The following is a 24,087-nucleotide window of genomic DNA, read 5'->3' on the forward strand; positions in this document are numbered from 1 at the left end:
CCCGACACCCGAACAACCCCCTGAAAATGGACATTTCATCGCGCAACGCACTTGCGGGCGACGCGCGAAAGCGGGTAGGGCTAGTAGCGACACCTATTCGACACGGCCGGCTTTGGAGGCGCCCGCACACCGCAGTGCACGCATTGGCATCGGCGGCCATATGCCGAGAACGATGGAGGACACCATGTCACCCCGGCTCGACGCATCGCAGACCCAGACGGCGACGTCGACACCTTCTCTGGAACGCCCGGAGCGTCTCGACGAAACCGGAACCAGCGGACTCGACGGACTCGACGGACTTCCCGAGATCCCCCCGTACGACGAGGTGGGACCGGTGGACGCACGGGCCCTGTCCAAGACCCTCTTCAAGCGGCTGGAGTCCCTCGAAGAAGGCACCCACGACTACTCGTACGTGCGCAACACGCTGGTCGAGCTCAACCTCGCGCTGGTCAAGTTCGCCGCCTCCCGCTTCCGCTCCCGCAGCGAGCCGATGGAGGACATCATCCAGGTCGGCACGATCGGCCTGATCAAGGCGATCGACCGCTTCGAACTGAGCCGCGGCGTCGAGTTCCCCACCTTCGCGATGCCAACCATCATCGGCGAGATCAAGCGTTTCTTCCGCGACACCTCCTGGTCCGTGCGCGTACCGCGCCGACTGCAGGAACTCCGTCTCGACCTGGCCAAGGCGGGCGACGAACTCGCCCAGCAGCTCGACCGGGCGCCCACGGTGGGCGAGTTGGCGGAGCGCCTGGGCATCACCAACGACGAGGTCGTCGAGGGCATGGCCGCCTCGAACGCCTACACGGCCAGTTCGCTGGACGCCCAGCCCGAGGAGGACGACTCCGAAGGCGCGCTCGCGGACCGCATCGGCTACGAGGACCACGACCTCGAGGGCATCGAGTATGTGGAGTCCCTCAAGCCCCTGATCGCCGAACTCCCCTCGCGCGACCGGCAGATCCTCTCGCTGCGCTTCGTCGCCAACATGACCCAGTCCGAGATCGGTGACGAGCTCGGGATCTCGCAGATGCATGTGTCGCGGCTGCTGTCGCGGACGCTGGTGCGACTGCGGAAGGGACTGACGGTCGAGGAGTGACACTCCCCGCCCCCTCCGGCACCTCTTTTCAGCACGGAGTGGTCCGGCTTTTCAGCTCAGAGTGGTCCGGCGCCGACGGCGCCGGGCCGCTTTTTTTCATGCGCCTCCTTCCTCCCTCTTTCCTCAAAGGGCCACCCCCGTCACTATGAGCACTCCAAACTGGCTGGTATGTCAGGACGGGAGCGAGTGACCGCACGGGGCACGAGGAGGCCGGCACATGGCTCAGGACGACGCGGGCGCGTCCGACACGCGGCTCACCGAACTGCTGAGCGCCGACACCCCCAGCGCGTATCCGGCCCTCCAGGAGCTCCGCGAACGGCACCGCCCGTCCGTCCTCGCCTACGCCCGCCTGTGCACCCGCAGCGAGTCGGCCGCACGGCAGCTCGCGGCGCAGGCATTCACCCTGGCGGCCCAGGAGACGGCGCGCGGCTCGAACCCGAGCGTCCCCTGGCGCCACCGGCTCCTGCTGCTGGCGGGACAGGTGGCCGCCTCGTGGGCGAGGGACGAACGGGCCGCCGGCCTCGACCCCGGTCTGCTCCTCGTGCTGAGCGCGGCCGGCCCCGGCGGGCCCGTGCCGCCCATGCTCGCCCCGTTCCAGTCCCTCCCGTCCCGCACCCAGGGCCTGCTCTGGTACGGGGTCGTGGAAGAGGAACCCGCCGACCGGGCGGCCGTCCTGCTCGGCCTCACCCGTGAGGACGTGACGTACGGCGCGCAGCCCGCGCTGCACGCCCTGGGCCAGGCCTGTCTGAAGTCCCGGCTCGCCGCCTCCGACGACCCGCGCTGCGGGGACTTCCGACGGCTGATCGAGGAGTCGCTACGGCCGGACAACCCCCGTTCCAGCCCCGATCTGCACGCCCACATGGCGCACTGCGCGCACTGCACGACGGCGTACGAGGAGCTGTCCGCCCTGCGCGACCATCCGCGCACCGCCCTGGCCGAGGGACTGCTCCCGTGGGCGGGCACGGCGTACGTCGTGAGCGAGGCGGGCGAACCCCGGCCCGGCGTCACCGCCTCGTCGGGGCCCTGGCCGCCGTCCCGCCGTTTCGTCCTCACCTCGGCGGCGGCCCTCGGCGTCGCCCTGGTGCCGCTGCTGTTCGTCGTGCTGTCGTCGGGCGGCTCGCCGTCCCAGAACACGGCGGGCTCGGTCACCACCCCGTCGAGCGTGCCGCAGGTGACGGTGACGGCGACCGTCTCGGCGACCCCCTCGCCCCCGGCCCCGCTGCCCTCCGCGACCAGCAAGTCCCCTTCCCCGACTTCCCCGACGCGGAGCCCCTCCCCCTCGAGATCGGCCAGTGCGACGCCGTCCCCCACGCCCACCCCGACCTACCCGCCGGGCAGCAACTACGCCCAGGTCGTGAACCTCGCCTCGGGCCTGTGCCTGGACATCCGCGACGGCGATCTGACACAGGGCACGGACGTCGTCACGGCCCCCTGCACCTCGGCCCGCACCCAGCGGTGGCGGGTCGACTCCGGGCGCGGCGTCCTGCAGTCGTACGCCGACTCCGACCTCTGTCTGGACAGCCGCGGCTCCGTCGACAACGGCGTCGGGATCTGGGACTGCGACTCGATCGACGGCAGCCACGGCCAGAACCTGAGGTTCACCGTGGACGACGACGGCGTGATCCGCCCGTCCATCGCCCTCGAGACCGCGGTCACGCCGAGCGGCGGGGACGGCCTGTCCCTGCTGCCGCTCGACGGGGGCACGAGTCAGCGGTGGCGGGCGGGGGCCTCGTGACCCCGGCGTCCTGACCCCGGCGCCGTGACCCCGGCCTCGCGGCCTCGGACTCGTGACCCCGGCGTCAGACCTCGCGTGCGCCGCACCGCCAGACGCCGGTGACCAGCGGTACGCCCGGCCGGTAGGCGAGGTGGACGTGGCTGGGCGCGTCCAGGAGGGCGAGGTCGGCGCGGGCGCCGACGGTGAGGCGGCCGATGTCCGTGCGGCGCAGGGCCGCCGCGCCGCCCGCCGTGGCCGACCAGAGCGCCTCGTCCGGGGTCATCCCCATGTCCCGTACCGCCAGCGCGATGCAGAACGGGACGGAGGAGGTGAAGGACGAGCCCGGGTTGCAGTCGGTGGAGAGGGCGACGGTCACGCCCGCGTCCAGGAGGCGGCGGGCGTCCGGCCACTCGGCGCGGGTGGAGAACTCGGCGCCGGGGAGCAGGGTCGCGACCGTGCGGCCGTTCGCCAGGGCCTCGACGTCCGCGTCCGTGAGGTGGGTGCAGTGGTCGGCGCTCGCCGCGTCGAGTTCGACGGCGAGCTGGACGCCGGGGCCGTACGAGAGCTGGTTGGCGTGGACGCGCGGGTGCAGGCCCTTCGCCTTGCCCGCGGTGAGGATCGCGCGGGCCTGGTCGCCGTCGAAGGCGCCCTTCTCGCAGAAGACGTCGATCCAACGGGCGTACGGGGCACAGGCGTCGAGCATCTCGCCGGTCACCAGGGCCACGTACGCGGCAGGGTCGTCGGCGTAGTCCGGGGAGACGATGTGCGCGCCGAGGTAGGTGACCTCGTCGGTGTGCGCCGCCGCGATACGCAGCGCCCTGGCCTCGTCCTCGACGGTGAGGCCGTAGCCCGACTTGGTCTCGAAGGTGGTGGTGCCCTGGCGCAGGGCCTCGTGGAGGTAGTGCGTGAGGTTGCGCTCCAGGTCCTCGTCACTGGCGGCGCGGGTGGCGGCGACGGTGGTGCGGATGCCTCCCGCCGTGTAGCCGCGGCCCGACATGCGGGCGTTGAACTCCTGGGTGCGGTCGCCCGCGAAGACGAGGTGCGAGTGGGAGTCCACGAAGCCCGGAATCACGGCCCGGCCACCGGCGTCGACCCGGTTGTCAGTGGCGGGTGCTTTTCTTGAGTCACCGGTCCACGCGATGCGGTCGCCTTCGATGACGACGGCCGCGTCCTGGATCAGACCGAGGGGGGATCCGTCACCGAGGGAGGGATCGTTGGTGACCAGACTGGCGATGTTGGTGATGACGGTGGTCGTGCCGGTGGTGCTGCTCATGGCGTCCTCGTGGGGGCGGGGTTCGGCGGTCGTCTCTAGGCGCGCAGGGCTTCGACTGCCTGCGCGAGGGCCTGCGGCACATCGGGAACAAGAGCGTGCGCCCCGTCGCGTACGACGTGCCGGCCACCCACGACCGTGTGCCGTACGTCGGCCGCCGTCGCCGCGAATACGGCCGTCTCGGCGCCCAGGCGCGGCACCGGTCCCGCTGTTCTGACCGAGTCGAGGGCGATCGTCGTGAAGTCGGCGAGCGCGCCCGCTTCGAGGATGCCCGCGTCCTGCCAGCCGAGGGCCGCGTGGCCGTCGGCGGAGGCGGCGCGCAGCAGGGCGGCCGCCGTCCAGTGACCGCGGGTGCGGGTGCGCAGGCGCTCGTTCAGCTCCATCGCGCGGGCCTCTTCGAGGAGGTCGATGACGGCGTGGCTGTCGGAGCCGAGGGAGAGGGGCGAGCCGGCTCGCTGGAGGGCGACGGCGGGGCCGATGCCGTCCGCCAGGTCCCGTTCCGTCGTCGGGCACATGCACGTGCCCGTCCGGGAGTCGCCCAGCAGCGCGATGTCCTCGTCCGTGAGGTGCGTGTTGTGGACGCCGGTCGTGCGGGGGCCGAGCACGCCGTGGTCGGCGAGGAGCCGCGTCGGGGTGCACCCGTGGGCGGCCTGGCAGGCGTCGTTCTCCGCCGTCTGCTCCGACAGATGCACGTGCAGCGGGGCCCGCCGCTCCTCGGCCCAGCGCGCGACCGTCGCCAGCTGTCCGGCGGGCACGGCCCGTACGGAGTGGATGGCCGCACCGATCCGTGCGTGATCACGTTCCTTGAGAAGTGAAGAGCGTTCCGCCCAGGCCTCCGCGCTGCCGTCGGAGAAGCGGAGCTGGTGGTGGTTGGGCGGCTGTCCGAAGCCGGCGGACACGTAGGCCGTGTCGAGGAGGGTGATCCGGATGCCGGCCTCGCCCGCGGCCGCGATGAGCGCCTCGCCCATCGCGTTCGGGTCGGCGTACGGGGTGCCGCCGGGGGCGTGGTGCACGTAGTGGAACTCGCCGACGGCCGTGACGCCCGCGAGCGCCATCTCCGCGTACACGGTGCGGGCGAGCGCGTGGTAGGTGTCCGGGGTCAGCCGGTCCGCGAAGGAGTACATGATCTCGCGCCAGGTCCAGAAGGTGCCGGAGCCGACCTGGACGGTGCCGCGCAGGGCGCGGTGAAAGGCGTGCGAGTGGGCGTTGGCGAGACCGGGGAGGGTGAGTCCGCGGAGGATCTCGGCGCCGGGGGGCGGGGTGGCGGTGTTCTCGCGGACGGCGGTGATCCGCCCGTCGCTCACGTCCAGGGCCACGCCCGGCTCGACGTGGGTGTCGAGCCAGGCGTGTTCAAGCCAGTACGTCTGCGTCACCTGCAGGCCAGCCCTTCGAGTACGTCGGCGAGTGCGGTCACCCCGGCCACGCAGTCGTCCTCGGCGGCGTACTCGGCCGGGGAGTGCGAGACACCCGTGGGGTTGCGTACGAACAGCATGGCGGTCGGGACGGTCCCGGAGAGGATTCCGGCGTCGTGTCCGGCGCCCGTGCCCAGGACGGGAACCGTGAGTCCCGCAGCCTCTTTCCCGTCCTTGCCCAGGATGCGGGCGAGCTCGTCGCGCAGGGCGTGCTCGAACTCGACGACGGGGGTGAACGACTCGCGGACGACGTCGAGTTCGACGCCCTGGGCCTCCGCGTACTCGCGGGCGGCCTTCTCGACGCCGGTGACGACCGTGTCGAGGGTCGCCTGGTCGGCGGCGCGGGAGTCGAGCCAGCCGCGCACGAGGGAGGGGATGGCGTTCACGCCGTTCGGCTCGACGGAGATCTTGCCGAAGGTGGCGACGGCACCGGCGAGCTGGGCCTCCCGGCGGGCGGCGAGCACGGTCTCGGCGTACGACAGCATCGGGTCGCGGCGGTCGACGAGCCGGGTGGTGCCCGCGTGGTTGGCCTCGCCCCGGAAGTCGAAGCGCCAGCGGCCGTGCGGCCAGATGGCGCTGGCGATGCCGACCTGGTCGCCGCTGAGGTCGAGGGCGCGGCCCTGCTCGACGTGCAGTTCGACGAAGGCGCCGATGCGGGCGAGGCGCTCGGGGTCGGGACCGATGGTGTCGGGGTCGTATCCGGCGCGCTCCATGGCCTGCGGGAGCGTGATGCCGTCGCCGTCGGTCAGCCGGTGCGCCTGCTCGACGGTGAGCTGTCCGGCGGCCAGCCGGGAGCCGACGCAGGCGAGCCCGAACCGGGCGCCCTCCTCGTCGCCGAAGTTGACGATGGCGAGGGGGCGGGTGAACTCCGCCTGCCGGGCGCGCAGTTCGTCCAGGGCGGCGAAGGAGGACACCACGCCGAGGGGCCCGTCGAAGGCCCCGCCGTCGGGCACGGAGTCCAGGTGGGAGCCGGTGACGACGGCGTCGCCCTCGGCGGGGTCGCCGAGCCAGGCCCACTGGTTGCCGTTGCGGTCCAGCTCGTAGCGCAGCCCGCGGGACTCGGCCTGCGCCCGGAACCAGGCCCGGCAGTCCATGTCGGCCCCGGTCCAGGCGAAGCGGCGGTAGCCGCCGGAGGCGGAGCTGCGGCCGATCGGCAGCAGCTCCGCCCACATGCTGTGGAAGGTCACGCGGCGCCGCCCTCGTCGCCTTCGCGCATCGGGATGCGCACGCCGCGCTCCTGGGCGACGGACTCGGCGATGTCGTACCCGGCGTCGACGTGCCGGATGACGCCCATGCCGGGGTCGTTGGTGAGTACGCGGCGGATCTTCTCGCCGGCCAGCTTGGTGCCGTCGGCGACGGACACCTGGCCGGCGTGGATGGAGCGGCCCATGCCGACGCCGCCGCCGTGGTGGATGGAGACCCAGGAGGCGCCGGAGGCGACGTTCACCATGGCGTTGAGCAGCGGCCAGTCGGCGATCGCGTCGGAGCCGTCGAGCATGGCCTCGGTCTCGCGGTACGGGGAGGCGACGGAGCCGCAGTCGAGGTGGTCGCGGCCGATGGCCAGGGGCGCGGCCAGTTCGCCGGACGCCACCATGTCGTTGAAGCGCTCGCCGGCCTTGTCGCGCTCGCCGTAGCCGAGCCAGCAGATACGGGCGGGCAGGCCCTGGAAGTGGACGCGCTCGCCGGCCAGCTTGATCCAGCGGTGCAGGGACTCGTTCTCCGGGAAGAGGTCGAGGATCGCCTTGTCGGTCTTGTGAATGTCGGAGGCCTCGCCGGAGAGGGCCGCCCAGCGGAAGGGGCCCTTGCCCTCGGAGAAGAGGGGGCGGATGTAGGCGGGGACGAAGCCGGGGAAGGCGAACGCCCGCTCGTACCCGGCGAGCTGGGCCTCGCCGCGGATCGAGTTGCCGTAGTCGAAGACCTCGGCGCCCGCGTCCATGAAGCCGACCATCGCCTCGACGTGCTTGGCCATGGACTCCCGGGCGCGGGTGGTGAAGCCCGCCGGGTCCTTGGCGGCCGCGTCAGCCATGTCGTCGAAGTCGATGCCGATAGGGAGGTAGGCCAGCGGGTCGTGGGCCGAGGTCTGGTCGGTCACGATGTCGATGGGGGCGCTCTCGGCGAGCATGCGGGGCAGCAGCTCGGCGGCGTTGCCCAGGAGGCCGATGGAGAGCGGCTTGCGCTGGTCACGGGCCTCGACGGCGAGCTGGAGTGCGTGCTCCAGGGAGTCGGCCTTCACGTCCAGGTAGCGGTGCTCGATGCGGCGCTCGATGGCGCGCGGGTCGACGTCGATACAGATCGCGACGCCGTCGTTCATCGTCACGGCGAGCGGCTGGGCGCCGCCCATGCCGCCGAGGCCCGCGGTCAGGGTGATGGTGCCCGCGAGCGTGCCGTTGAACTTCTTGGCGGCGACGGCGGCGAAGGTCTCGTAGGTGCCCTGGAGGATGCCCTGGGTGCCGATGTAGATCCAGGAGCCGGCGGTCATCTGGCCGTACATGGTGAGGCCGAGGGCCTCCAGACGGCGGAACTCCTCCCAGTTCGCCCAGTCGCCGACCAGGTTGGAGTTGGCGATGAGGACGCGCGGGGCCCACTCGTGGGTCTGCATCACGCCGACGGGACGGCCGGACTGGACGAGCATCGTCTCGTCCTGCTTGAGGGTCCGCAGCGTGCGGACCATGGCGTCGAAGGAGCGCCAGTCGCGGGCGGCCTTGCCGGTGCCGCCGTAGACGACGAGCTTGTCGGGGTGCTCGGCGACCTCGGGGTCGAGGTTGTTCTGCAGCATCCGCAGGGCGGCTTCCTGCTGCCATCCCAGGGCACTCAGTTCCGTACCGCGCGGCGCTCGGACGGGGCGGGGTCCTGACATGGTCTGCCTCCTAGCGGACTGTTGCAGTAGATATTCACATCCTCGCTTCTTGAATAGAGCTAGTCAATAGATGAGTGGGCCAGCGGGGGCGTGGCGCGGATGTTTGGCTGGGATGTATGGGCGCAGACAGGGACACGACGGAGGATTCAGTGAGCGATGGGGCAGCAGGGACCAGGGCGTCTTCGACGGGGACGCCGTCGACCGGGACGCCTTCGGCGGCGGCGCCTTCGGGTGGGGCTTCGGCGGGCGGGGCACGTTCGGGTGAGTTGCCTTCGGCGGGCGGGGGCGAGTCCGGCTCCGATCGCGTGGCGCGGCGCGACGATGCCGTCCGGGCCGCCGTGGAGCATGGACTGCTGGGGCCCGAGGCCCCCATCATCGCCCTCCTCGACGTTCCCGGCATCAAGGCCTCGGTGGCGGAGCTGCGGGCCGCCTTCGACGCGGTGGCGGCGCCGGGCACGCCCGTGCTGCACGCCTTCGCGGTGAAGGCGACCCCGCTGGTGCCCGTACTGCGACTGCTGCACGAGCACGGCATCGGCGCGGAGGTCGCGAGCCCCGGCGAGCTCGCCCTGGCACGGGCGGCCGGAGTGCCACCCTCCGAGACCGTGCTCGACTCACCCGCCAAGACGATCGCCGAACTGCGCGAGGCGCTGGCGCTGGGCATCGCCGTCAACGCGGACAATCCGCAGGAGCTGGACCGCATCGACGGCCTGGTAGGGGACCTGCCGGGCGGGCCGAACGGCGCCCCCGCGGGATCCCCGCACCCCCGCTCCCCCATCGGAATCCGGGTGAACCCGCAGGTCGGCGGGGGTTCCATCGAGGCGTTGTCCACGGCGACGCCGACCTCGAAGTTCGGGGTCGCGCTGCGCGACGAGGGCGCCCGCAAGTGGATCGTCCAGGCGTACGCCGACCGTCCGTGGCTGACCCGGCTGCACGCGCACACCGGATCGCAGGGCATCCCGCTCTCACTGATGGCACGGGGGATCGCGGAGACGTACGCGCTCGCCGAGGAGATCAACCGGCGTGTCGGGCGGCAGCAGATCGACACGCTCGACATCGGCGGCGGACTGCCGGTCAACTTCGGCTCCGACGTCACGACCCCGACGTACGCGCAGTACGCACGGCTGCTCGCCGAGGCGGTGCCGGGGCTCTTCGACGGGCGGTACGGACTGGTCACCGAGTTCGGGCGGTCGCTGCTGGCCAAACACGGGACCGTGGTCGCGCGGGTCGAGTACGCGAAGTCCGCCGGAGGCCGGCCGGTCGCGGTGACGCACGCCGGGGTGCAGATCGCGACCCGCACGGTGTACGCGCCCGGGTCCTGGCCGCTGCGGATCGCCGCGTACGACGCGTTGGGGCGCCCCAAGGCGGGGCCGGACGTCGTCCAGGACATCGCGGGGCCCGCCTGTTTCGCGGGCGACCTGCTCGCCGAGGGGCGCGCGCTCCCGCTGCTCGAACAGGGCGACTACGCGGCGGCGTTGGACACGGGCGCGTACTACTTCGCCCACCATTACGCGTACAACTCCCTGGCCCGGCCGGGCGTTTACGGCTTCGCGTCGGTCGAGGGCGGCAACGGCAACGGCAACGGCAACGGGGGTACGGACGTGCGGTTCGCGGTCGTACGGGAGCAGCAGGGCGTCGAGGAGATCGTCGCGGAGTCGGGCGGCGCGCGGCCGACGGCACTCACGGCGCTGTAGCCCCCGACGCCCGGCACCTGGCACCTGGCACCTGGCACCTGGCACCTGGCACCTGGCACCTGGCACCCCGAAATAGAACACGGCGTGCGTGGCCTCGACGCGCACCCCTGCGGACCTGCGAGCGCCCCCTGGCACGCCTTCGCAACGCCCTGACCGGCATCCGAACAGCCTCAAGAGGACGGAAAATATGGTCAGTTGACCCACCTTAGTCACCGCGCGCATGTTCCACAGGAAAATGCCAGATCGCTCACCCGTCGCGCACACGTTGCGTAACTTCGGCGTCACTCGGCCGAACCCTTTGGCGGGAGGGGATACGTGGTGCCCGGAATCGACGAGTGCCTACTGGAAGCCATGCGACTGCCCGGTGCCCGGGGCGCCGCGGTGGTCGACTGGACCAGCGGGCTGGCCCTGGGCACGGTCGGGGACGCCCCGGGCGGTGACCACGAGACGACCGCGGCGGAGGCGGCCGAGCTCGCCCGGCTCGCCGCGGAGCACAAGGCGTTCGCCCCGTCCGACGGGTCCGACTGGTCCGAGCAGGAGACCCCGGTCGAGGACCTGATCGTCAGCAACCGTGACAGCTACCACCTGCTGCGGTTCGTCAGGACCACGTTCGACAGCAGCGTGTTCCTGCATCTGTGGCTGGACCGGGCGGACGGCAATCTCGCGCTGGCCCGGATCCGGCTCGGCGAGATGGCCGGACGGCTGGTACTGGGATGACGACGGTCAGAACACCGCCCGCACTCGAACTCGCCGTGCACAAGGACAGCGGCCAGGACCACGACCGCAACAACGACAGCAGCAACGACAACGACAGGGCGGCGGTCCCCGTCGGCCTCTCGCCCATGCTCAGCCGACTCGCCGCCGAGCGGGCCACCGGCGTGCTGGTGCGCGAGCGCGGGGTGCTCTATCTCTGTGACGGAGAGGTCGTGCACGCCGAGAGCCCCGCCACCCCCTCGCTCGACGTACTGCTCACCGCGCGCGGAGTGCTGGCGGCCGAGTCCTGGCGGGAGGCAGTCGCCGAGGCCGGGGCGCGGCGGCGGGTCGGGCGGTTCCTGGTCGAGCGCGGGCGGATCGCCGAGGGCGCGCTGGAGCTGTGCCATCTCGGGGCGCTGTACGACGCGGCGTACTTCGTGCTGGGTCCGAGCAGCACTCCGGCCCGGTTCCGGTACGGGGCCGCGCACTGGCTCGGCCCCGTGCGTCCCGTGCCCGTGGCCGCGGTGGAGCGTGAGACGCTGCGCCGCCGCCAGTTGCTGCACCGGGTCTGGCCCGACCCGGCGACGGACACCGCCCCGTTGGCACGCGCCCGGCGCGCCGCCGAACCGTCGGTCCCTCTGCGCCAGTGGGCCGTGCTCGGCCGGGTGGACGGGCTGCGGACGGCGTCGGACATCTCGCTCGCCCTGGGGCGGCCCGCGTTCCACACCCTCGTCGACGTCCGCCGGCTGGCCGCGGCCGGGCTCGTCACGGCGGCGAACGCGCCGGAGCGTGCGCCGTTGCCCAAAGTGCTCACCCAGTCTTCCGCCGATCCCGACGTCGCGTTGTTGCGCCGGCTCCGAGACGCGCTGGAGGCCCTGTGATCCGCGCGCTGCGACAGCGTGCCGAGAGGAGACTGCTGATGGCGGCGGAACCCGAAGTCCTCGACGAGCTGCACCGGTTGAGGGCCCGCGTGCCCCAGCTGACCGGTGCGCTGGCGGCCAGCGTCGACGGACTCGTACTCGCCCACGACACACCCGGAGTGGAGCCCGAGGGCGTGGCCGCGCTCACCGCGGCCGCGCTGGGGGTGGCCGTGCGGATGGCGGACGCCACCGGGCAGGGCGAGTTCCGCGAGCTGCTGGTGCGCGGCGTCGACGGCTATGTGGCGACCTACGCGGCGGGTGGCTCCGCCGTGCTGACGCTGCTGGCCCAGGACCGGGTCAACGTCGGCCGGCTGCATCTGGAGGGGCGCCGTTCCGGTACCCGGATCGGCGAGCTCGTGGAGGCCGCGACGGCGCGCGGCGAACCGGTCACCCCGGCGCGGGCTCCCACACGGCCCGCCTCCATGCCGACGCGCACCCGTACAGCGCGCGGCACTCCCCGAACGCCCCCGACCCCCGCCCCCAACACCCCCACCGCATCGGAAAGCTGACCGAAAAGTCGGACCGAAGGTCGGGCCGAAAAGTCGGACCGACAAGCCGAAAGGAAGAACCACACCATGACGAACACCGAAACCGCGCTGAAGGAAGCACTCGCCTCGATCGAGGGCGCGACCGGAGCCGCCCTCGTCGACTACACCAGCGGAATGGCGCTGGGCACGATCGGCGGCAGCAAGGGCTTCGACCTCACCGTGGCGGCGGCGGGCAACACCGACGTGGTCCGCGCCAAGATCCGCACCATGGAGCACCTCGGGCTGAAGGGCGAGATCGAGGACATCCTGATCACGCTGTCCGACCAGTACCACCTGATCCGGCTGATCAAGGGGCGCGGCGGCAACGGCCTCTTCCTGTACCTGGTGCTCGACGCCAAACGGTCCAACCTGGCGATGGCCCGGCACCAGCTGAAGAGGATCGAGGCGGACCTCGAGGTGTAGCGACCCCCTGTCGCCGCCTCGGGTCAGCGGCGTCGCGCTCCGCCGGGCGCGGCGTCGCCGGCCGCCACTCCGGTGCTCCGGCATGCCTTGACCGGCTTTCCGGCCGGAGCCCCGGCACGTCGGCCGAGCCAGTCGACGCGCACCCAGATCAGCGCCTCCTCGGCGCGTTCCCGGCGCCCGAGCCAGCCGGCCTTGAGCCACAGCCCGACGCCCGCACCGGCGAGCAGCATGCCGCCCGCGGCGGGCACCGCGAAGGAGCTGCCGAGCGCGGCCACGAAGGCGAGCAGCAGCCACCAGCGGTGGCCCCGGCGCCAGTTGCGTACCGTCACGGCCCGGTCCTGGAGCACGTCCTGCTTGCTCGCGCGTGCGGCCGAGCGGACGAGTGCGGCGTACCGCTTCCTGCGGGTGTACGCCACCACGACGGCCGCGAGGATGAACAGCGCGGCCCCGGCCATGACCCCGATCCGGCGTCCGGTCAGCCCCGGCAACAGCACCCCGATACCGGCCGCGAACACACCGAACCACCACAGTGGTGCCGCCCCGGCTCTCACCACGACGGCCACCCGAGCCAACCCCTGTCCTCCGCGCGCCACGTTCTCCGCCTCCCGTGCCTTACGTCTTCAGCGTCTTTGGGCGCGCACGCTAACGAGCGAAGGTGAGACGAGTCTGAGAAGCGGGGCCGCTCCACCGAACCGTGACTACTCCACGAACAGGCCCCTGGCCGCCGCCCGCGCGTCGAACTCCTCCAGCCGCGTCTGGGCGTCCGGGATGTCGTCGCACATCGCCTCCAGCAGGACGCGCCCGAGGAGCATCGGGGAGCAGGCCGTGTCGAAGGCGAGCCCGGTGCCGACGGCGGCGGGCAGGAGGAGGTCCGAGACCTTGGCGACCGGCGCGAACGCGGAGTCCGCGACCGTCACCACCGTCAGCCCGGCCTCCTTGGCGTAGGCGAGCGAGTCCACGACCTCGCGCGGGTGGCGGGGCAGCGCGAAGCAGAGCAGGGCGGTGGCTCCGGCGTGGACGGCCGCGTCGATGCGGTCGTGCAGCATGGTGCCGCCCTCGTGCAGCAGCCGTACGTCCGGGTGGACCTTGGCGGCGAAGTACGCGAAGCCGTACGCCTGGGAGGCGGCGGCGCGCAGCCCGAGCACCGGGAGCGGACGGGAGGCGGCGAGCAGCCGTCCCGCGCGCTGCACCGGGCGCGGGTCGGCGAGCACCTCGGCGAGGTGCTTCAGGTTCTCGATCTCGGCCTCGACGGCCTGCTGGTACTCGTTGTACGAGCCCGGGGCCGCCGTCTGTTCGGTGGGCGCGACCTCGCGCAGGTGCTTGCGCAGCGCCGGATAGCCGTCGAAGCCGAGCGCGACCGCGAAGCGGGTGACGGAGGGCTGGCTGACCCCGGCGAGTTCGGCGAGTTCGACGCTGGAGAGGAACGGCACGTCGGCGGCGCTGCGCACCATGCTGTGCGCGATGCGCCGTTGGGTGGGCGTCAGCCGGTGCCCCTCGAAGAGCGCCTGCAGGCGCCCGGCGGGACTGTCCATCACGCTCTCGTCGACATTCACGCCAGCCTTCACATCAGCCTTCGCATCAGCCTTCATGCCGGCATTCGCGTCGGCCTTCACGCCGGCTTTGGCCTCCGCGCTCACGTCCGTGCTCCTGTCCACGCTCATGACTCGCTCCCCCTCCAGATGTCCGTGAACCGGTCGAGCAGCGCGGCCGCCGCCGTCACGTCGTCCGTCAGCGGCCGGTCGGTCTGGTCCAGGCCGAGCACGGACTCGGCCAGTTCCATCGCCCGTCCGACCGGCAGCTCCGGGTCGGGCCGCAGATCGCGCTGGCGCAGCGCCCGTACGGCGGAGACCAGTTCGCAGCCCACGACGAGACGGTAGGCACCGCACGCCCGCAGTGTCTGCCGTGCGGCGAGCGAGGCGAAGCTCGCCTGTTCCTCGACGCCCCGGGAGAGTACAGCGTGGCCGAGCGAGGCGGGCGCGGAGAAGGCGCGCAGGTCGCCGAGGGCGGCCGCGGCGGCGTACTCCAGAATCATCACGCCGGAGGACGCGGGCTCGTGGTCGGCGAGGAAGGGGCGCAGGCGGGTGTAGGCGGGTTCGTTGAGGGTGGAGAGCCGGGAGGTCGACAGCCGCGCCACCTGGGTGACGGCGAGCCTGAAGTGGTCGAGGGCGAGGGCGAGTTGGGCCTGGTAGAAGCCGCCGTGGTGGTACGCGGCCATGTCCTCGGGCGAGATGAGGGGGTTCTCGGCGGCGGCGTTGATCTCGATGACCAGGACCCCTTCAAGGGCGTCCGCGGCGTCCTGCGCGGGCCCGTGGATCTGCGGGACGCACCGGAAGCCGTACGGGTCCTGGATCCGCCCGAGCGGCGGGGTGGGCCGGTCCGCCGCTCCGATCAACTCCCGCATCCGGCGCGCGACTTCGGCCGAGCCCTTGTGCGGGCGCGCGGCGTGCACGGGCGCCGCGTACGCCTCGTGCGATCCGTCGACGGCCAGCAGGGACAGCGCGGCGACGACCTGGGTGGCCTCGATCAGCCCCCGCAGTTCGTCCAGGGCGAGCGCGGACTGCCCGAGGGTGAGGGCGTTGCTGCTGATGAGGGCGAGGGCGTCGTTGTTGTCGAGGGGCTGGGGTTCGGGGGGCAGGCCCCGCCCGACGGACGACACCTCCTCCCCGAAGGACGTCACCCTCTCCCCGAGACCGAGCGGCGACGGCCCCTGGGGCTGGACCGAGGGAGCCTGCGCCTGGGCCTGGGCTGACGGAGCCTGCACCTGGGCCTGGACCGACGGAGCCTGCACCTGGGGCGGCATGCCCTGCTCCGGCCCCCGCCAGGGATGCTCCCCCACCAGCGCCAGCCCCAGCTGGGCCAGCGCCGCGATGTCCCCCGTACCCACCGACCCGAACTCGTTCACGACCGGGTACGCGCCGGTCTCCAGGGCCTCGCACAGTGCCGTGACGACGGTGGGCCGCAGGCCCGCTCCGCCCGCCAGGAGCTGGTTGGCGCGGACGGCGAGCATGGCCCGGACCTGGCGCGCGGGGAGCTCCTCGCCGATGGCACCGGCATGGCTGCGCAGCAGGCGCAGCCCGTGCTCGGCGGCGGCCTCGGTCGGCACGTCCTCGTTCCGGTTGGCGCCGACGCCGGTGGAGCGCCCGTAGACGCGACCGGTGGCGGCGATCTGCCGGGCGGCGTCCCAGGACTGCTCGACGCGCTTCATCGCCTCGGTGCCGGGAACGGGCCGCGCGGCCCCGTCGGCGAGCCGCACGATGTCGGTGACACCGGTGCTGCACCCGTCGAGCACCACGAGACCGGCGGTGAGGCCGGCCACCACCTCACTCGACGTGTCCGCATTCCGAGACGACATAGAGCAAAAACTCCCCTCAATCCGGACATTGGATCTTGCCTGGTGGCCATAAGTAACCAGCGATTAACACCGGACCGTTGACAACCTATTCAGGTACAGAGAACTCTGCATGACGATATGCAGACCGGGCAAGGGACACCTCATGATCCAGTTCGACACGGTCCACAAGCGCTTCCCCAACGGCACCACCGCAGTCCACGACCTCTCTCTGGAGATGCCGGAAGGCGGCGTGACCGTCCTCGTCGGATCTTCCGGTTGCGGTAAGACCACCACCCTCCGGATGATCAACCGGATGGTCGATCCGACCTCCGGCACCATCCGCGTCGGCGGCAAGGACGTCCTCGAACAGGACGCGGCCGAACTGCGCCGCTCCATCGGGTACGTCATCCAGCAGGCCGGCCTCTTCCCGCACCGCACGGTGCTCGACAACATCGCCACCGTGCCGCTGCTGCTGGGCTGGGGCCGCAAGAAGGCCAGGGCGCGGGCGGCCGAGCTCCTGGAGACCGTCGGCCTCGCCGCCGACGCCGGCAAGCGCTACCCGCACCAGCTCTCCGGCGGCCAGCAGCAGCGCGTCGGCGTGGCCCGCGCGCTCGCCGCCGACCCGCCCGTCCTGCTCATGGACGAGCCCTTCGGCGCGGTCGACCCGGTCGTGCGCACCCAGCTCCAGGACGAGCTGCTCCGCCTCCAGAAGGAGCTCAACAAGACCATCGTCTTCGTCACTCACGACATCGACGAGGCCGTCCGGCTCGGCGACCAGATCGCGATCTTCCGCACCGGCGGCCATCTGGTGCAGTGCGCGACCCCGGCCGACCTGCTCGCCCGCCCCGCGGACGACTTCGTCGCCGACTTCCTCGGCGCCGAGCGGGGCCTGAAGCTCCTCTCGCTCCAGCACCTCGCCGACGTACCGCAGGGCCCGGCCCCCGAGGGCGGCGCCTGGACCCTCGTCCTCGACGAGGCCCGCAAGCCGCGGCACTGGCGCGCGACGGCGGACGACGCCGAACTCCCCGTACGGCCGCTCGAGGACACCGACTCCCTGCTGGCGGCGCTCAACGAGTCCATCGCCTCGCCCACCGGACTGGTGGCACGTGTAGACACCGAGGGCGCGCTCACCGGCGTCACCTCCCGCGACGACATCCACGAGCACGCGAGCAAGGCGCACGGCACCCACGGCACCGCGAGCGTGGCGATATGACCGTCGACTGGTCCTGGATAGGCGACCACACCCACGACCTCACCTCCCTCGCCCTCTCCCACCTCCAGGCCGCGCTGCTGGCCGTCTTCTTCGGCCTGCTGATCTCCCTCCCGCTGGCCGTCGTGGCCCACCGGGTGCGCGCCCTGCGCGGCGTGCTCCTCGGCCTCTCGAACGTCCTCTTCACGATCCCGTCGATCGCGATCTTCGTCCTCCTGCTCCCGGTGAGCGGCCTGACCCGCACCACCACGGTCATCGGCCTGACGGTCTACACCCTGGTCGTCCTGCTCCGGAACACGGTCGAGGGCCTCGACTCGGTCCCCGTGAAGACCAAGGAAGCCGCCAAGGCGATGGGCACCCGCCCGCTGCGGACCCTGCTCACCGTCGAACTCCCGCTCGCCCTCCCCGTGATCATGGCGGGCGTACGGATCGCGACGGTCATGTCGATCTCCCTGGTCTCCGTCGCCACCTACATCGGCGACGGCGGACTCGGCCAGCTCTTCACGGACGGCTTCCAGCGCAACTTCCCGACGCCGGTGATCGTCGGCGTGGTCCTGACCCTGCTGCTCGCGCTGGTCGCGGACGCGCTGCTGGTCGCGGTCCAGTACGTACTCACTCCGTGGACGAGGCGGCGAGCCTGACATGTACGAACTCTTCAAGAACCTCGCCAAGTGGCTGGTCAGCGGCGATCAGTGGGCCGGCACCGACGGCATCGCGCACCGGATCGCCGAGCACCTGGAGTACTCGCTCTTCGCCACCCTCATCGCGGCCGCGATCGCGCTCCCGCTCGGCCTGCTGATCGGTCACACCGGCAAGGGCGCCTTCCTCGCCATCAACCTGTCCTCCTTCGGCCGGGCGCTGCCGACCGTGGGCCTGGTCGTCCTGGTCTTCCTGGTCAGCGGCCTGTCGCTGTGGTCGGTGTACGTGGCCCTGGTCGTCCTCGCGGTACCGGCCATCGTCACCAACACCTACGCCGGCATGAGCGCCGTCGACCCGGAGGTGAAGGACGCGGCGCGGGGCCAGGGCATGCGCGGCCACCAGGTCCTCTTCCAGGTCGAGATCCCGCTCGCCCTCCCCCTGATCATGACGGGCCTGCGCCTCTCCCTCATCCAGGTGGTGTCCACCGCCACGATCGCCGCGTACGTCAGCTTCGGCGGCCTCGGCCGGTACGTCTTCGACGGCCTGGCGCAGCGCGACCTCGTCCAGGTCCTCGGCGGGGCGGCGCTGGTCGCGATCGTCGCCGTCGTGCTCGACCTCGCGCTGGCCGGACTCCAGCGCTACCTGTTCCGTCACCGCCGTACCGCCGCCCACTGAGGAGCCGAAGAACCATGAACCGTAGGACTCTGCTCGGCGGCCTCTTCGCCGCGGCCTCCGTCCCCGCCCTGGCCGCCTGCAGCAGCGGCATCACCTCGCTGGACAGTTCCGGCGCCGGCAGCGGCGGCGGCTCCGGATCCAGCGCCGGCGGCGTGACCATCGGCACCGCCAACTTCAGCGAGAACCAGATCCTCGGCTACCTGTACGCGGGTGTCCTGGGCGCCGCGGGCATCAAGACGAAGGTCCGCCCCAACCTCGGCTCACGCGAGATCGTCGTGCCCGCGCTGGAGGGCGGCGACATCGATCTCCTCCCCGAATACCAGGGCAGCCTGCTCCTGTACCTGGACGACAAGGCCACGGACACCGAGGCCGGCGCGATGCAGAACACGCTGACGACCGTGCTCCCCAGCGGCCTCGAGGTTCTCCCCTACGCGGCGGCCGAGGACCGCGACAGTTTCGCCGTCACCAAGGAGACGGCGGCCAAGTACGGTCTGACCTCCCTCGCCGACCTGCGCAAGGCCAACGGCAAACTGGTCCTGGGTGCCGCCGCCGAGATGAAGAAGCGGGTCGTCGGTGTCGTGGGCCTCAAGGACCGCTACGGGGTGGAGTTCAAGGAGTTCAAGTCCCTCGACTCCTCGGGCCCGCTGGTCAAGGGCGCCCTGAAGAAGGGCGACATCGACGTCGCCAACGTCTTCACCACGGACGTGGACGTCATCGAGAACGGCTGGGTCGTCCTCACCGACCCCCTCAACCTGATCCCCTCCCAGCACATCGTCCCCCTCATCGCCTCCCGCAAGGCCGACGCGAAGGTCCGCAAGGCCCTGGCCACCCTCGGCAACGTCCTCACCTCCGAGGAACTGACCAAGCTCAACCGCCTGGTGGACAAGGAGAAGAAGGACCCGGACGCGGTCGCCAACACCTGGCTGAAGAGCAAGAAGCTGACGTGATCCCCTCCCTCGGGGCTACGACCCAGCCCCAGTGGATGGGTTCTTCGGCTGCGGGTGGGCGGGGGCTGGTCGCGCAGTTCCCCGCGCCCCTAAAAGCCTTGGGCCGACCGGCGTTCCAGAGCGAGGCCGGGAGCCGGGGCTGCGCCCCGGATCCCCGGTTGCCTGTAGTCGTTCGGCTGCCGCCCGGCGGGGGCTGGTCGCGCAGTTCCCCGCGCCCCTGGGGCACGGGGCTGCGCCCCGGCACCCCTTCAGGGGCGAGGTCGGAGGTCGTGTCTCTCTCGTCCCGGTCCGCATCTTCAGCCCGTCCGGCGTTTGAGGACGAGGCCGTTCAGGCCGTGCGGGGGTCTGGGGGCGGAGTCCCCAGGTAGGGATGGGACGGGTAGGGGCGGCGGGGGCGAGGACCCTGTGGGGCTATACCCGGACCGCTGAGCCCCGTTCGCTCATCCTCGGCGCGCAAAGGATCCGCTTCTTCCGGACCCGTTTCCCCTCGATCGCCGCGACGGTCAGACGTGCCGCCTCCGCGGCGATCTCCGAGAGACCCCAGTCCACCGTGGTCAGCGGTGGGGTGAGGACCCGGGACACGGGGTGGTCGTCGAAGCCGACCACCGAGACGTCCCGGCCGACGGAGAGCGAGGCCTCGGCGGCGGCGGCGTACACCCCGTACGCCAGCGAGTCGGAGAAGCAGAAGACGGCGGTCGCGGGCCGGGGCCCGTCCAGAAGGCGTCGGGCGACGACCGTGGCCTCGCCCAACTCCTGCGGGCACGGAACCAGTTCGGCACGCAGCCCGAGCCGTTCGGCGGCCTCGCGGACGTACACGTCGGCGGGCCGGTCGGGCGTGCTCGGCCGGGTCGGGGTCAGCACGGTCACCCGGCGGTGGCCGAGCCCGTACAGATATTCCAGGACGGAATCGATGCCGGCCCGGTTGTCGAAGATGACCTGCCCGGCGGTACGGGCCGTGCTGAGCGAGTCCCCGACGGCCACCACCGGCAACGCGTCGGCGATCGCCGCCCACCCCTCGGCCGAGGGATTCACCGGCGACACCAGCAACGCGTCGACACGCTGGTCGCGCAGCTGCTTGGCGAGCTTCAGCTCACGGTCGGGGTCACCGCCCGCGTCGAGGATCAGCGCGTAGCGGTCACCGGCCAGCAGCTCCCGGCCGATGGCGGCCATCAGCTGCTGCTGCCAGAGGTCCTGGAGGTCGCCCGCGAGGACCCCGACCATGCTGGTGCGCCCGCTGGCGAGGGCGCGGGCGATGGGGTCGGCCTCGTAGCCGAGCTCGGCGGCGGCCTTGCGCACCCGCTCCTCCGTCTCCTTCGAGACGTGCTTGCCACGCAGGGCGTAGGAGACGGCGGCGGTGGAGAGACCAGTGGCCTCGGCCACCTCCCGGAGGGTGGTGCGCTTATTGGGCCTGGCCATGCCGGGAAGCCTACCGGGACACGTCCGCATCGTGGGCATGCGGCGCCCTCCACCCAGGGGCGCATGGTTGACAGAAAGGCTTGTTAACCGTTTAAGTTAACCGCATAAGTGAAGCGGTTAACCATGCTCAGACCAGTCAGCCCACCCCATCCCTCCCCGAAGACCGAGGACCCGAGGACCGCCGCGTGCCCACCGACGTCCACCAGCACATCTGGCCGCCCGCCTTCGTCGAGCTGCTGCGCACCCGCACCGCACCGCCGTACCTCGACGGCTGGACCCTGCACCTGGCGGGCGAGCCGCCGTACGAGGTCGACCCGGCCGACCACGACGTCGCGGCCCGCACCGCACTCGCCCACGCCGACGGCCTGGACCTGGCCCTGGTCTCCCTCTCCAGCCCGCTCGGCATCGAACACCTGCCGCCCGCCGAGGCCGCCCCGCTGCTCGCCGCCTTCCACGACGGCGCCCTCGCGCTCCCGGCCCCCTTCGGCGTCTGGGCCTCACCCTGCCTGTCGGAACCGGAAACAGCCCCGGACGCGGTCGAGCGCGAACTCCGCCGGGGCTGCGCAGGCCTCCAACTCCCCGCCACCGCCCTGCTGGACGCGGCCGGCTGGGACTTCTGCGCACCCCTCCTCGATGTCCTCACCCGCCACGACAAGCCGCTGTTCGTCCACCCGGGCACGGCCCCGCCCACTCCCGGCACCCCGCCCTGGTGGCCCGCGCTGGTCCCGTACGTCCACCAGATGCACGCGTCCTGGTTCGCCTTCCGCGCCTTCGGCCGCCCCCGCCACCCCCGCCTGCGCGTCTGTTTCGCCGCCCTCGCCGGACTCGCCCCGCTGCACGGCGAACGGTTCGCGGCGCGCGGCGGCGGGCGGGGCGAGGTCGACTTCGACGCCTTCTACGAGACCTCTTCGTACGGGACGCGCGCCGTGGACGCGCTCGTGCGGGCCGTCGGCATCGACGTGGTCGTCAGCGGCAGCGACCGCCCCTACGCCTCGCCCACCGTCCCCGACCTCGGCGCGGCCGCCGCCGTCCACGCCCTGCGCACCGTCAACCCCGCCCGCCTCCTGAAGGGAGCCACCCCATGACGTACGAGGCCCTGCCGGACCGCACGCTCGACAAGCGCGAGCTCCAGGCCCTCGTCGACGACCTCGCCACCCGCCCCGAACTCTGGCGCGAACAGGTCGCGTTCTCCGACGAGGAGCGGCACTACGCGTCTCTGTACCGCGACGAGTACGTCGACGTCTGGCTGCTGTGCTGGACCCGGCGCAACGACACCGGCTGGCACGACCACGACATATCCTCCGGCGCGGTCGGCGTCGTGCAGGGCTCGCTGACCGAGTCCAACCCGCGCATCGGCGGCAGCCATCCGTCCGTCACCGTCGGCGCGGGCGAGTCCTTCTGCTTCGGCCCCGAGCACATCCACCGCCTGACCGGCGCCACCGACGACGCGGTGTCGATCCACGCGTACTCGCCGCCGCTGTGGCGCCTGGGCCAGTACGACATCACCGAGGACGGCCTGATGCGCCGGATCTCCGTCTCGTACGCGGACGAACTGCGCCCCCTGGACCTTCCCGTGGACAGCTCCGCCGCCTGATCAAGGGGCGGTATCGCGGCAGCGATGATCCGACGACGATTCGACCAAGGATCATTAAATCGACACTCAGGGTGAGTGCATGTGTGCGTACGGTGAATGAGCGTTACAAGCACAACTCCTGAGGGAGCGTCATGCCCCCGAACCGCAGGGCCTTTCTGGCGGCGACTACCGCCTCCGTACTGACCACCACCGCGTCGACCCCGGCCGTCGCCGCGCCCCGCTCCCGGCCGGCGACCGCCCGCGCGGCGCTCGACGAACTTCTCGCGGGCAACCGGCGGTACGCCGCCGGGCAGCCCCGTCATCCCCACGAGGAGCGCGCCCGGCGGCATGTCCTCGCCGCCGGGCAGCACCCGTTCGCGGTCGTCGTCGGCTGCATCGACTCCCGTGTCCCGCCCGAGCTGGTCTTCGACCAGGGGATCGGGGACCTGCTCTGCATAAGGACCGCCGGGCAGGTGCTCGACGAGGCGGTCCTCGCATCCGTCCAGTACGGGGTGGAGGAGCTGGGCGTTCCCCTCGTGCTGGTGCTGGGGCACGAGCGCTGCGGGGCCGTGGCGGCGACGCTCGAACACCTCCGTACCGGGGCACCACCCGTGCCCGGCCATCTCGCCCTTCTGGTGGACGAGATCACGCCCGCGGCGCTCCGTACCCGGGCGGTTCCCGGGGACTGGGCCGACCACACCGTGCGGGCACACGCGGCCTGGGTCCGGGACGCGATCCGGGCGGATCCGGCCTTCACCACGGCGCATGTGGCCGCCGCCCGCTTCGACCTCGACTCCAGCCTGGTCACTCTCCTCCCCTAGGGCCTGTCCGGCGGATGTCGGGTCGGGGGTGCAGCCCAGCCCCAACAGGGGGGCTATCCCCAGTGCCACGGGGGTCGTCGCTCCGTAACGTGAACAGCATGACCGGTAGGGAAGCGGGCGGCGACGCCGAACTGAAGAAGGAACTCGACGCCACCCTGCACGCGCGCAGGGAGTTGGGCGAGGAGTACGAGTCCGCGCTCGTCGACTCGTTCCTGGAGAAGGTCGAACAGCGTGTCGACGGCGCGGTGGACCGCCGGGTACGGCGGCAGCTGGCCGAGCAGCAGATGGTGGTGGCCCGCGGTACGCGCTCCCCGCAGGGGACTACCGACTCGTGGGGGGAGCGCTTCGGATTCGGGATCGTGTCGCTGGTCCTGGCGGTCCCGCTGTCGGCGATCGGCGGCGGCGCGGCGCATCTGCCCGGCCTGATGGTCGCCTGGGCCGGCATCGTGGGCGTCAACGTGGTCCAGGCCGCGCGCGTCACCCCGAACTTCTTCGGCCGCCGCAGGGGCAGGTCGGACTCCGACTGGGAGGACTAGGGCCTGGAGCGTCGGTGGATCGCGGCGTACACACGGGAAAGGGCCCGGCACCTGACTGGTGCCGGGCCCTTCTCACGTGTTGCGCGGAGACCGCCGCACCCCCGTTACCGGGGGGCGGGACGACGGCGGTCCCCGCGAGGGACGCGGGCCGGGTCAGGGCCGGGCTTGCGCGTCCGTGGCGTCCATGGAGGTCCGGGAGCCGCTCCGGAGGTCCTTGGCGCCGTTTTGGCGTCGGCCGGGGCGGGGAGCCGCTCCCGCCCTGCCGACACCCACTAATGTGCCGGACCCGTGTTAAGCGGGTGCTGCGCGGACGTGACGCGCTCGTACCACTTCCGCGAA

General features: G+C 72.0%; 24 protein-coding genes. 16 read left to right on the top strand and 8 right to left on the bottom strand.

Features of this window, described 5'->3' with window-relative positions:
* Positions 1–172 precede the first annotated feature (172 nt).
* Together OG798_RS23590 and OG798_RS23595 are read left to right on the top strand one after the other, a co-directional pair.
* The gene (locus tag OG798_RS23590) at positions 173–1,093 is read left to right on the top strand and encodes an RNA polymerase sigma factor SigF (protein ID WP_373558983.1); all 921 of its coding nucleotides are present in this window, start codon (positions 173–175) and stop codon (positions 1,091–1,093) included.
* A 217-nt stretch (positions 1,094–1,310) separates the two neighbouring features.
* Positions 1,311–2,828 (top strand): RICIN domain-containing protein, encoded by a 1,518-nt coding sequence (locus OG798_RS23595; protein WP_121415940.1) that lies wholly within the window; start codon positions 1,311–1,313, stop codon positions 2,826–2,828.
* Between the two features lie 64 nt (positions 2,829–2,892).
* Here the strand turns inward: OG798_RS23595 and hutI are convergent, their stop codons facing one another.
* From hutI to hutU, 4 genes are read right to left on the bottom strand one after another with little or no spacing between them, the layout of a single operon-like run.
* Complete coding sequence (gene hutI / locus OG798_RS23600; RefSeq protein ID WP_267062025.1) at positions 2,893–4,080, bottom strand: imidazolonepropionase; 1,188 nt, start codon at positions 4,078–4,080, stop codon at positions 2,893–2,895.
* A gap of 35 nt (positions 4,081–4,115) precedes the next feature.
* Complete coding sequence (locus OG798_RS23605) at positions 4,116–5,456, bottom strand: formimidoylglutamate deiminase (RefSeq protein WP_095858013.1); 1,341 nt, start codon at positions 5,454–5,456, stop codon at positions 4,116–4,118.
* The gene (locus OG798_RS23610) at positions 5,447–6,676 is read right to left on the bottom strand and encodes an allantoate amidohydrolase (protein ID WP_095854261.1); all 1,230 of its coding nucleotides are present in this window, start codon (positions 6,674–6,676) and stop codon (positions 5,447–5,449) included. The genes OG798_RS23605 and OG798_RS23610 overlap by 10 nt, the downstream gene beginning before the upstream one ends.
* Positions 6,673–8,346: a urocanate hydratase gene (gene hutU / locus OG798_RS23615; RefSeq protein WP_095854260.1), complete on the bottom strand. Its 1,674-nt coding sequence runs from the start codon at positions 8,344–8,346 to the stop codon at positions 6,673–6,675. The genes OG798_RS23610 and hutU overlap by 4 nt, the downstream gene beginning before the upstream one ends.
* 112 nt (positions 8,347–8,458) lie before the next feature.
* On the opposite strand from hutU, the gene OG798_RS23620 reads away from it, so the two are divergent.
* From OG798_RS23620 to OG798_RS23645, 6 genes are all read left to right on the top strand, one after another.
* On the top strand, positions 8,459–8,611 hold the full coding sequence (locus OG798_RS23620; protein WP_267062026.1) for a hypothetical protein: 153 nt from the start codon (positions 8,459–8,461) through the stop codon (positions 8,609–8,611).
* Positions 8,612–8,684: 73 nt separating this feature from the next.
* Positions 8,685–10,037, top strand: coding sequence for a diaminopimelate decarboxylase (locus tag OG798_RS23625; RefSeq protein WP_328757639.1), 1,353 nt, complete (start codon positions 8,685–8,687; stop codon positions 10,035–10,037).
* Positions 10,038–10,355: 318 nt separating this feature from the next.
* Complete coding sequence (locus OG798_RS23630) at positions 10,356–10,754, top strand: hypothetical protein (RefSeq protein WP_054236907.1); 399 nt, start codon at positions 10,356–10,358, stop codon at positions 10,752–10,754.
* Positions 10,755–10,879: 125 nt separating this feature from the next.
* Positions 10,880–11,611, top strand: a complete 732-nt coding sequence (locus OG798_RS23635) for a hypothetical protein (RefSeq protein WP_067376518.1) — start codon at positions 10,880–10,882, stop codon at positions 11,609–11,611.
* A 38-nt stretch (positions 11,612–11,649) separates the two neighbouring features.
* Complete coding sequence (locus OG798_RS23640; RefSeq protein ID WP_095854258.1) at positions 11,650–12,159, top strand: roadblock/LC7 domain-containing protein; 510 nt, start codon at positions 11,650–11,652, stop codon at positions 12,157–12,159.
* 66 nt (positions 12,160–12,225) lie between these two features.
* The gene (locus tag OG798_RS23645) at positions 12,226–12,600 is read left to right on the top strand and encodes a hypothetical protein (RefSeq protein WP_054231414.1); all 375 of its coding nucleotides are present in this window, start codon (positions 12,226–12,228) and stop codon (positions 12,598–12,600) included.
* 23 nt (positions 12,601–12,623) lie between these two features.
* On the opposite strand, the gene OG798_RS23650 is transcribed toward OG798_RS23645, so the two are convergent.
* The 3 genes from OG798_RS23650 to OG798_RS23660 all read right to left on the bottom strand — a co-directional run bounded on the left by OG798_RS23650 (position 12,624) and on the right by OG798_RS23660 (position 15,952).
* A complete protein-coding gene (locus OG798_RS23650; protein ID WP_097225659.1) occupies positions 12,624–13,193 on the bottom strand; it encodes a hypothetical protein in 570 nt (189 codons plus the stop codon).
* Positions 13,194–13,298: 105 nt separating this feature from the next.
* Complete coding sequence (locus OG798_RS23655) at positions 13,299–14,132, bottom strand: MurR/RpiR family transcriptional regulator (protein WP_261687714.1); 834 nt, start codon at positions 14,130–14,132, stop codon at positions 13,299–13,301.
* Between the two features lie 125 nt (positions 14,133–14,257).
* The gene (locus tag OG798_RS23660) at positions 14,258–15,952 is read right to left on the bottom strand and encodes an aromatic amino acid ammonia-lyase (protein WP_328757640.1); all 1,695 of its coding nucleotides are present in this window, start codon (positions 15,950–15,952) and stop codon (positions 14,258–14,260) included.
* A gap of 142 nt (positions 15,953–16,094) precedes the next feature.
* Here OG798_RS23660 and OG798_RS23665 point away from each other — a divergent pair, with 142 nt between their 5' ends.
* From OG798_RS23665 to OG798_RS23680, 4 genes are read left to right on the top strand one after another with little or no spacing between them, the layout of a single operon-like run.
* Positions 16,095–17,144, top strand: coding sequence for an ABC transporter ATP-binding protein (locus OG798_RS23665; protein WP_328757641.1), 1,050 nt, complete (start codon positions 16,095–16,097; stop codon positions 17,142–17,144).
* A complete protein-coding gene (locus tag OG798_RS23670) occupies positions 17,141–17,782 on the top strand; it encodes an ABC transporter permease (RefSeq protein ID WP_095854254.1) in 642 nt (213 codons plus the stop codon). The genes OG798_RS23665 and OG798_RS23670 overlap by 4 nt, the downstream gene beginning before the upstream one ends.
* 1 nt (position 17,783) lies before the next feature.
* Complete coding sequence (locus OG798_RS23675) at positions 17,784–18,455, top strand: ABC transporter permease (protein WP_075027332.1); 672 nt, start codon at positions 17,784–17,786, stop codon at positions 18,453–18,455.
* Between the two features lie 14 nt (positions 18,456–18,469).
* The gene (locus OG798_RS23680; RefSeq protein ID WP_095854253.1) at positions 18,470–19,402 is read left to right on the top strand and encodes an ABC transporter substrate-binding protein; all 933 of its coding nucleotides are present in this window, start codon (positions 18,470–18,472) and stop codon (positions 19,400–19,402) included.
* Positions 19,403–19,813: 411 nt separating this feature from the next.
* Here the strand turns inward: OG798_RS23680 and OG798_RS23685 are convergent, their stop codons facing one another.
* Positions 19,814–20,818: a LacI family DNA-binding transcriptional regulator gene (locus OG798_RS23685; protein ID WP_095854251.1), complete on the bottom strand. Its 1,005-nt coding sequence runs from the start codon at positions 20,816–20,818 to the stop codon at positions 19,814–19,816.
* A gap of 185 nt (positions 20,819–21,003) precedes the next feature.
* On the opposite strand from OG798_RS23685, the gene OG798_RS23690 reads away from it, so the two are divergent.
* The 4 genes from OG798_RS23690 to OG798_RS23705 all read left to right on the top strand — a co-directional run bounded on the left by OG798_RS23690 (position 21,004) and on the right by OG798_RS23705 (position 23,748).
* Complete coding sequence (locus OG798_RS23690) at positions 21,004–21,903, top strand: amidohydrolase (protein WP_267062029.1); 900 nt, start codon at positions 21,004–21,006, stop codon at positions 21,901–21,903.
* Positions 21,900–22,412, top strand: a complete 513-nt coding sequence (locus OG798_RS23695; protein ID WP_095854249.1) for a cysteine dioxygenase — start codon at positions 21,900–21,902, stop codon at positions 22,410–22,412. Before OG798_RS23690 ends, OG798_RS23695 begins: the two co-directional genes overlap by 4 nt.
* A 131-nt stretch (positions 22,413–22,543) precedes the next feature.
* Positions 22,544–23,212 carry a carbonic anhydrase gene (locus OG798_RS23700; RefSeq protein WP_095854248.1) on the top strand — a complete coding sequence of 223 codons (669 nt, stop codon included), beginning with the start codon at positions 22,544–22,546 and terminating at the stop codon, positions 23,210–23,212.
* A gap of 98 nt (positions 23,213–23,310) precedes the next feature.
* The gene (locus OG798_RS23705; protein ID WP_095854247.1) at positions 23,311–23,748 is read left to right on the top strand and encodes a hypothetical protein; all 438 of its coding nucleotides are present in this window, start codon (positions 23,311–23,313) and stop codon (positions 23,746–23,748) included.
* Positions 23,749–24,087 lie beyond the last annotated feature (339 nt).

The organism is Streptomyces sp. NBC_00271 (assembly GCF_036178845.1).
Taxonomy (GTDB): domain Bacteria; phylum Actinomycetota; class Actinomycetes; order Streptomycetales; family Streptomycetaceae; genus Streptomyces.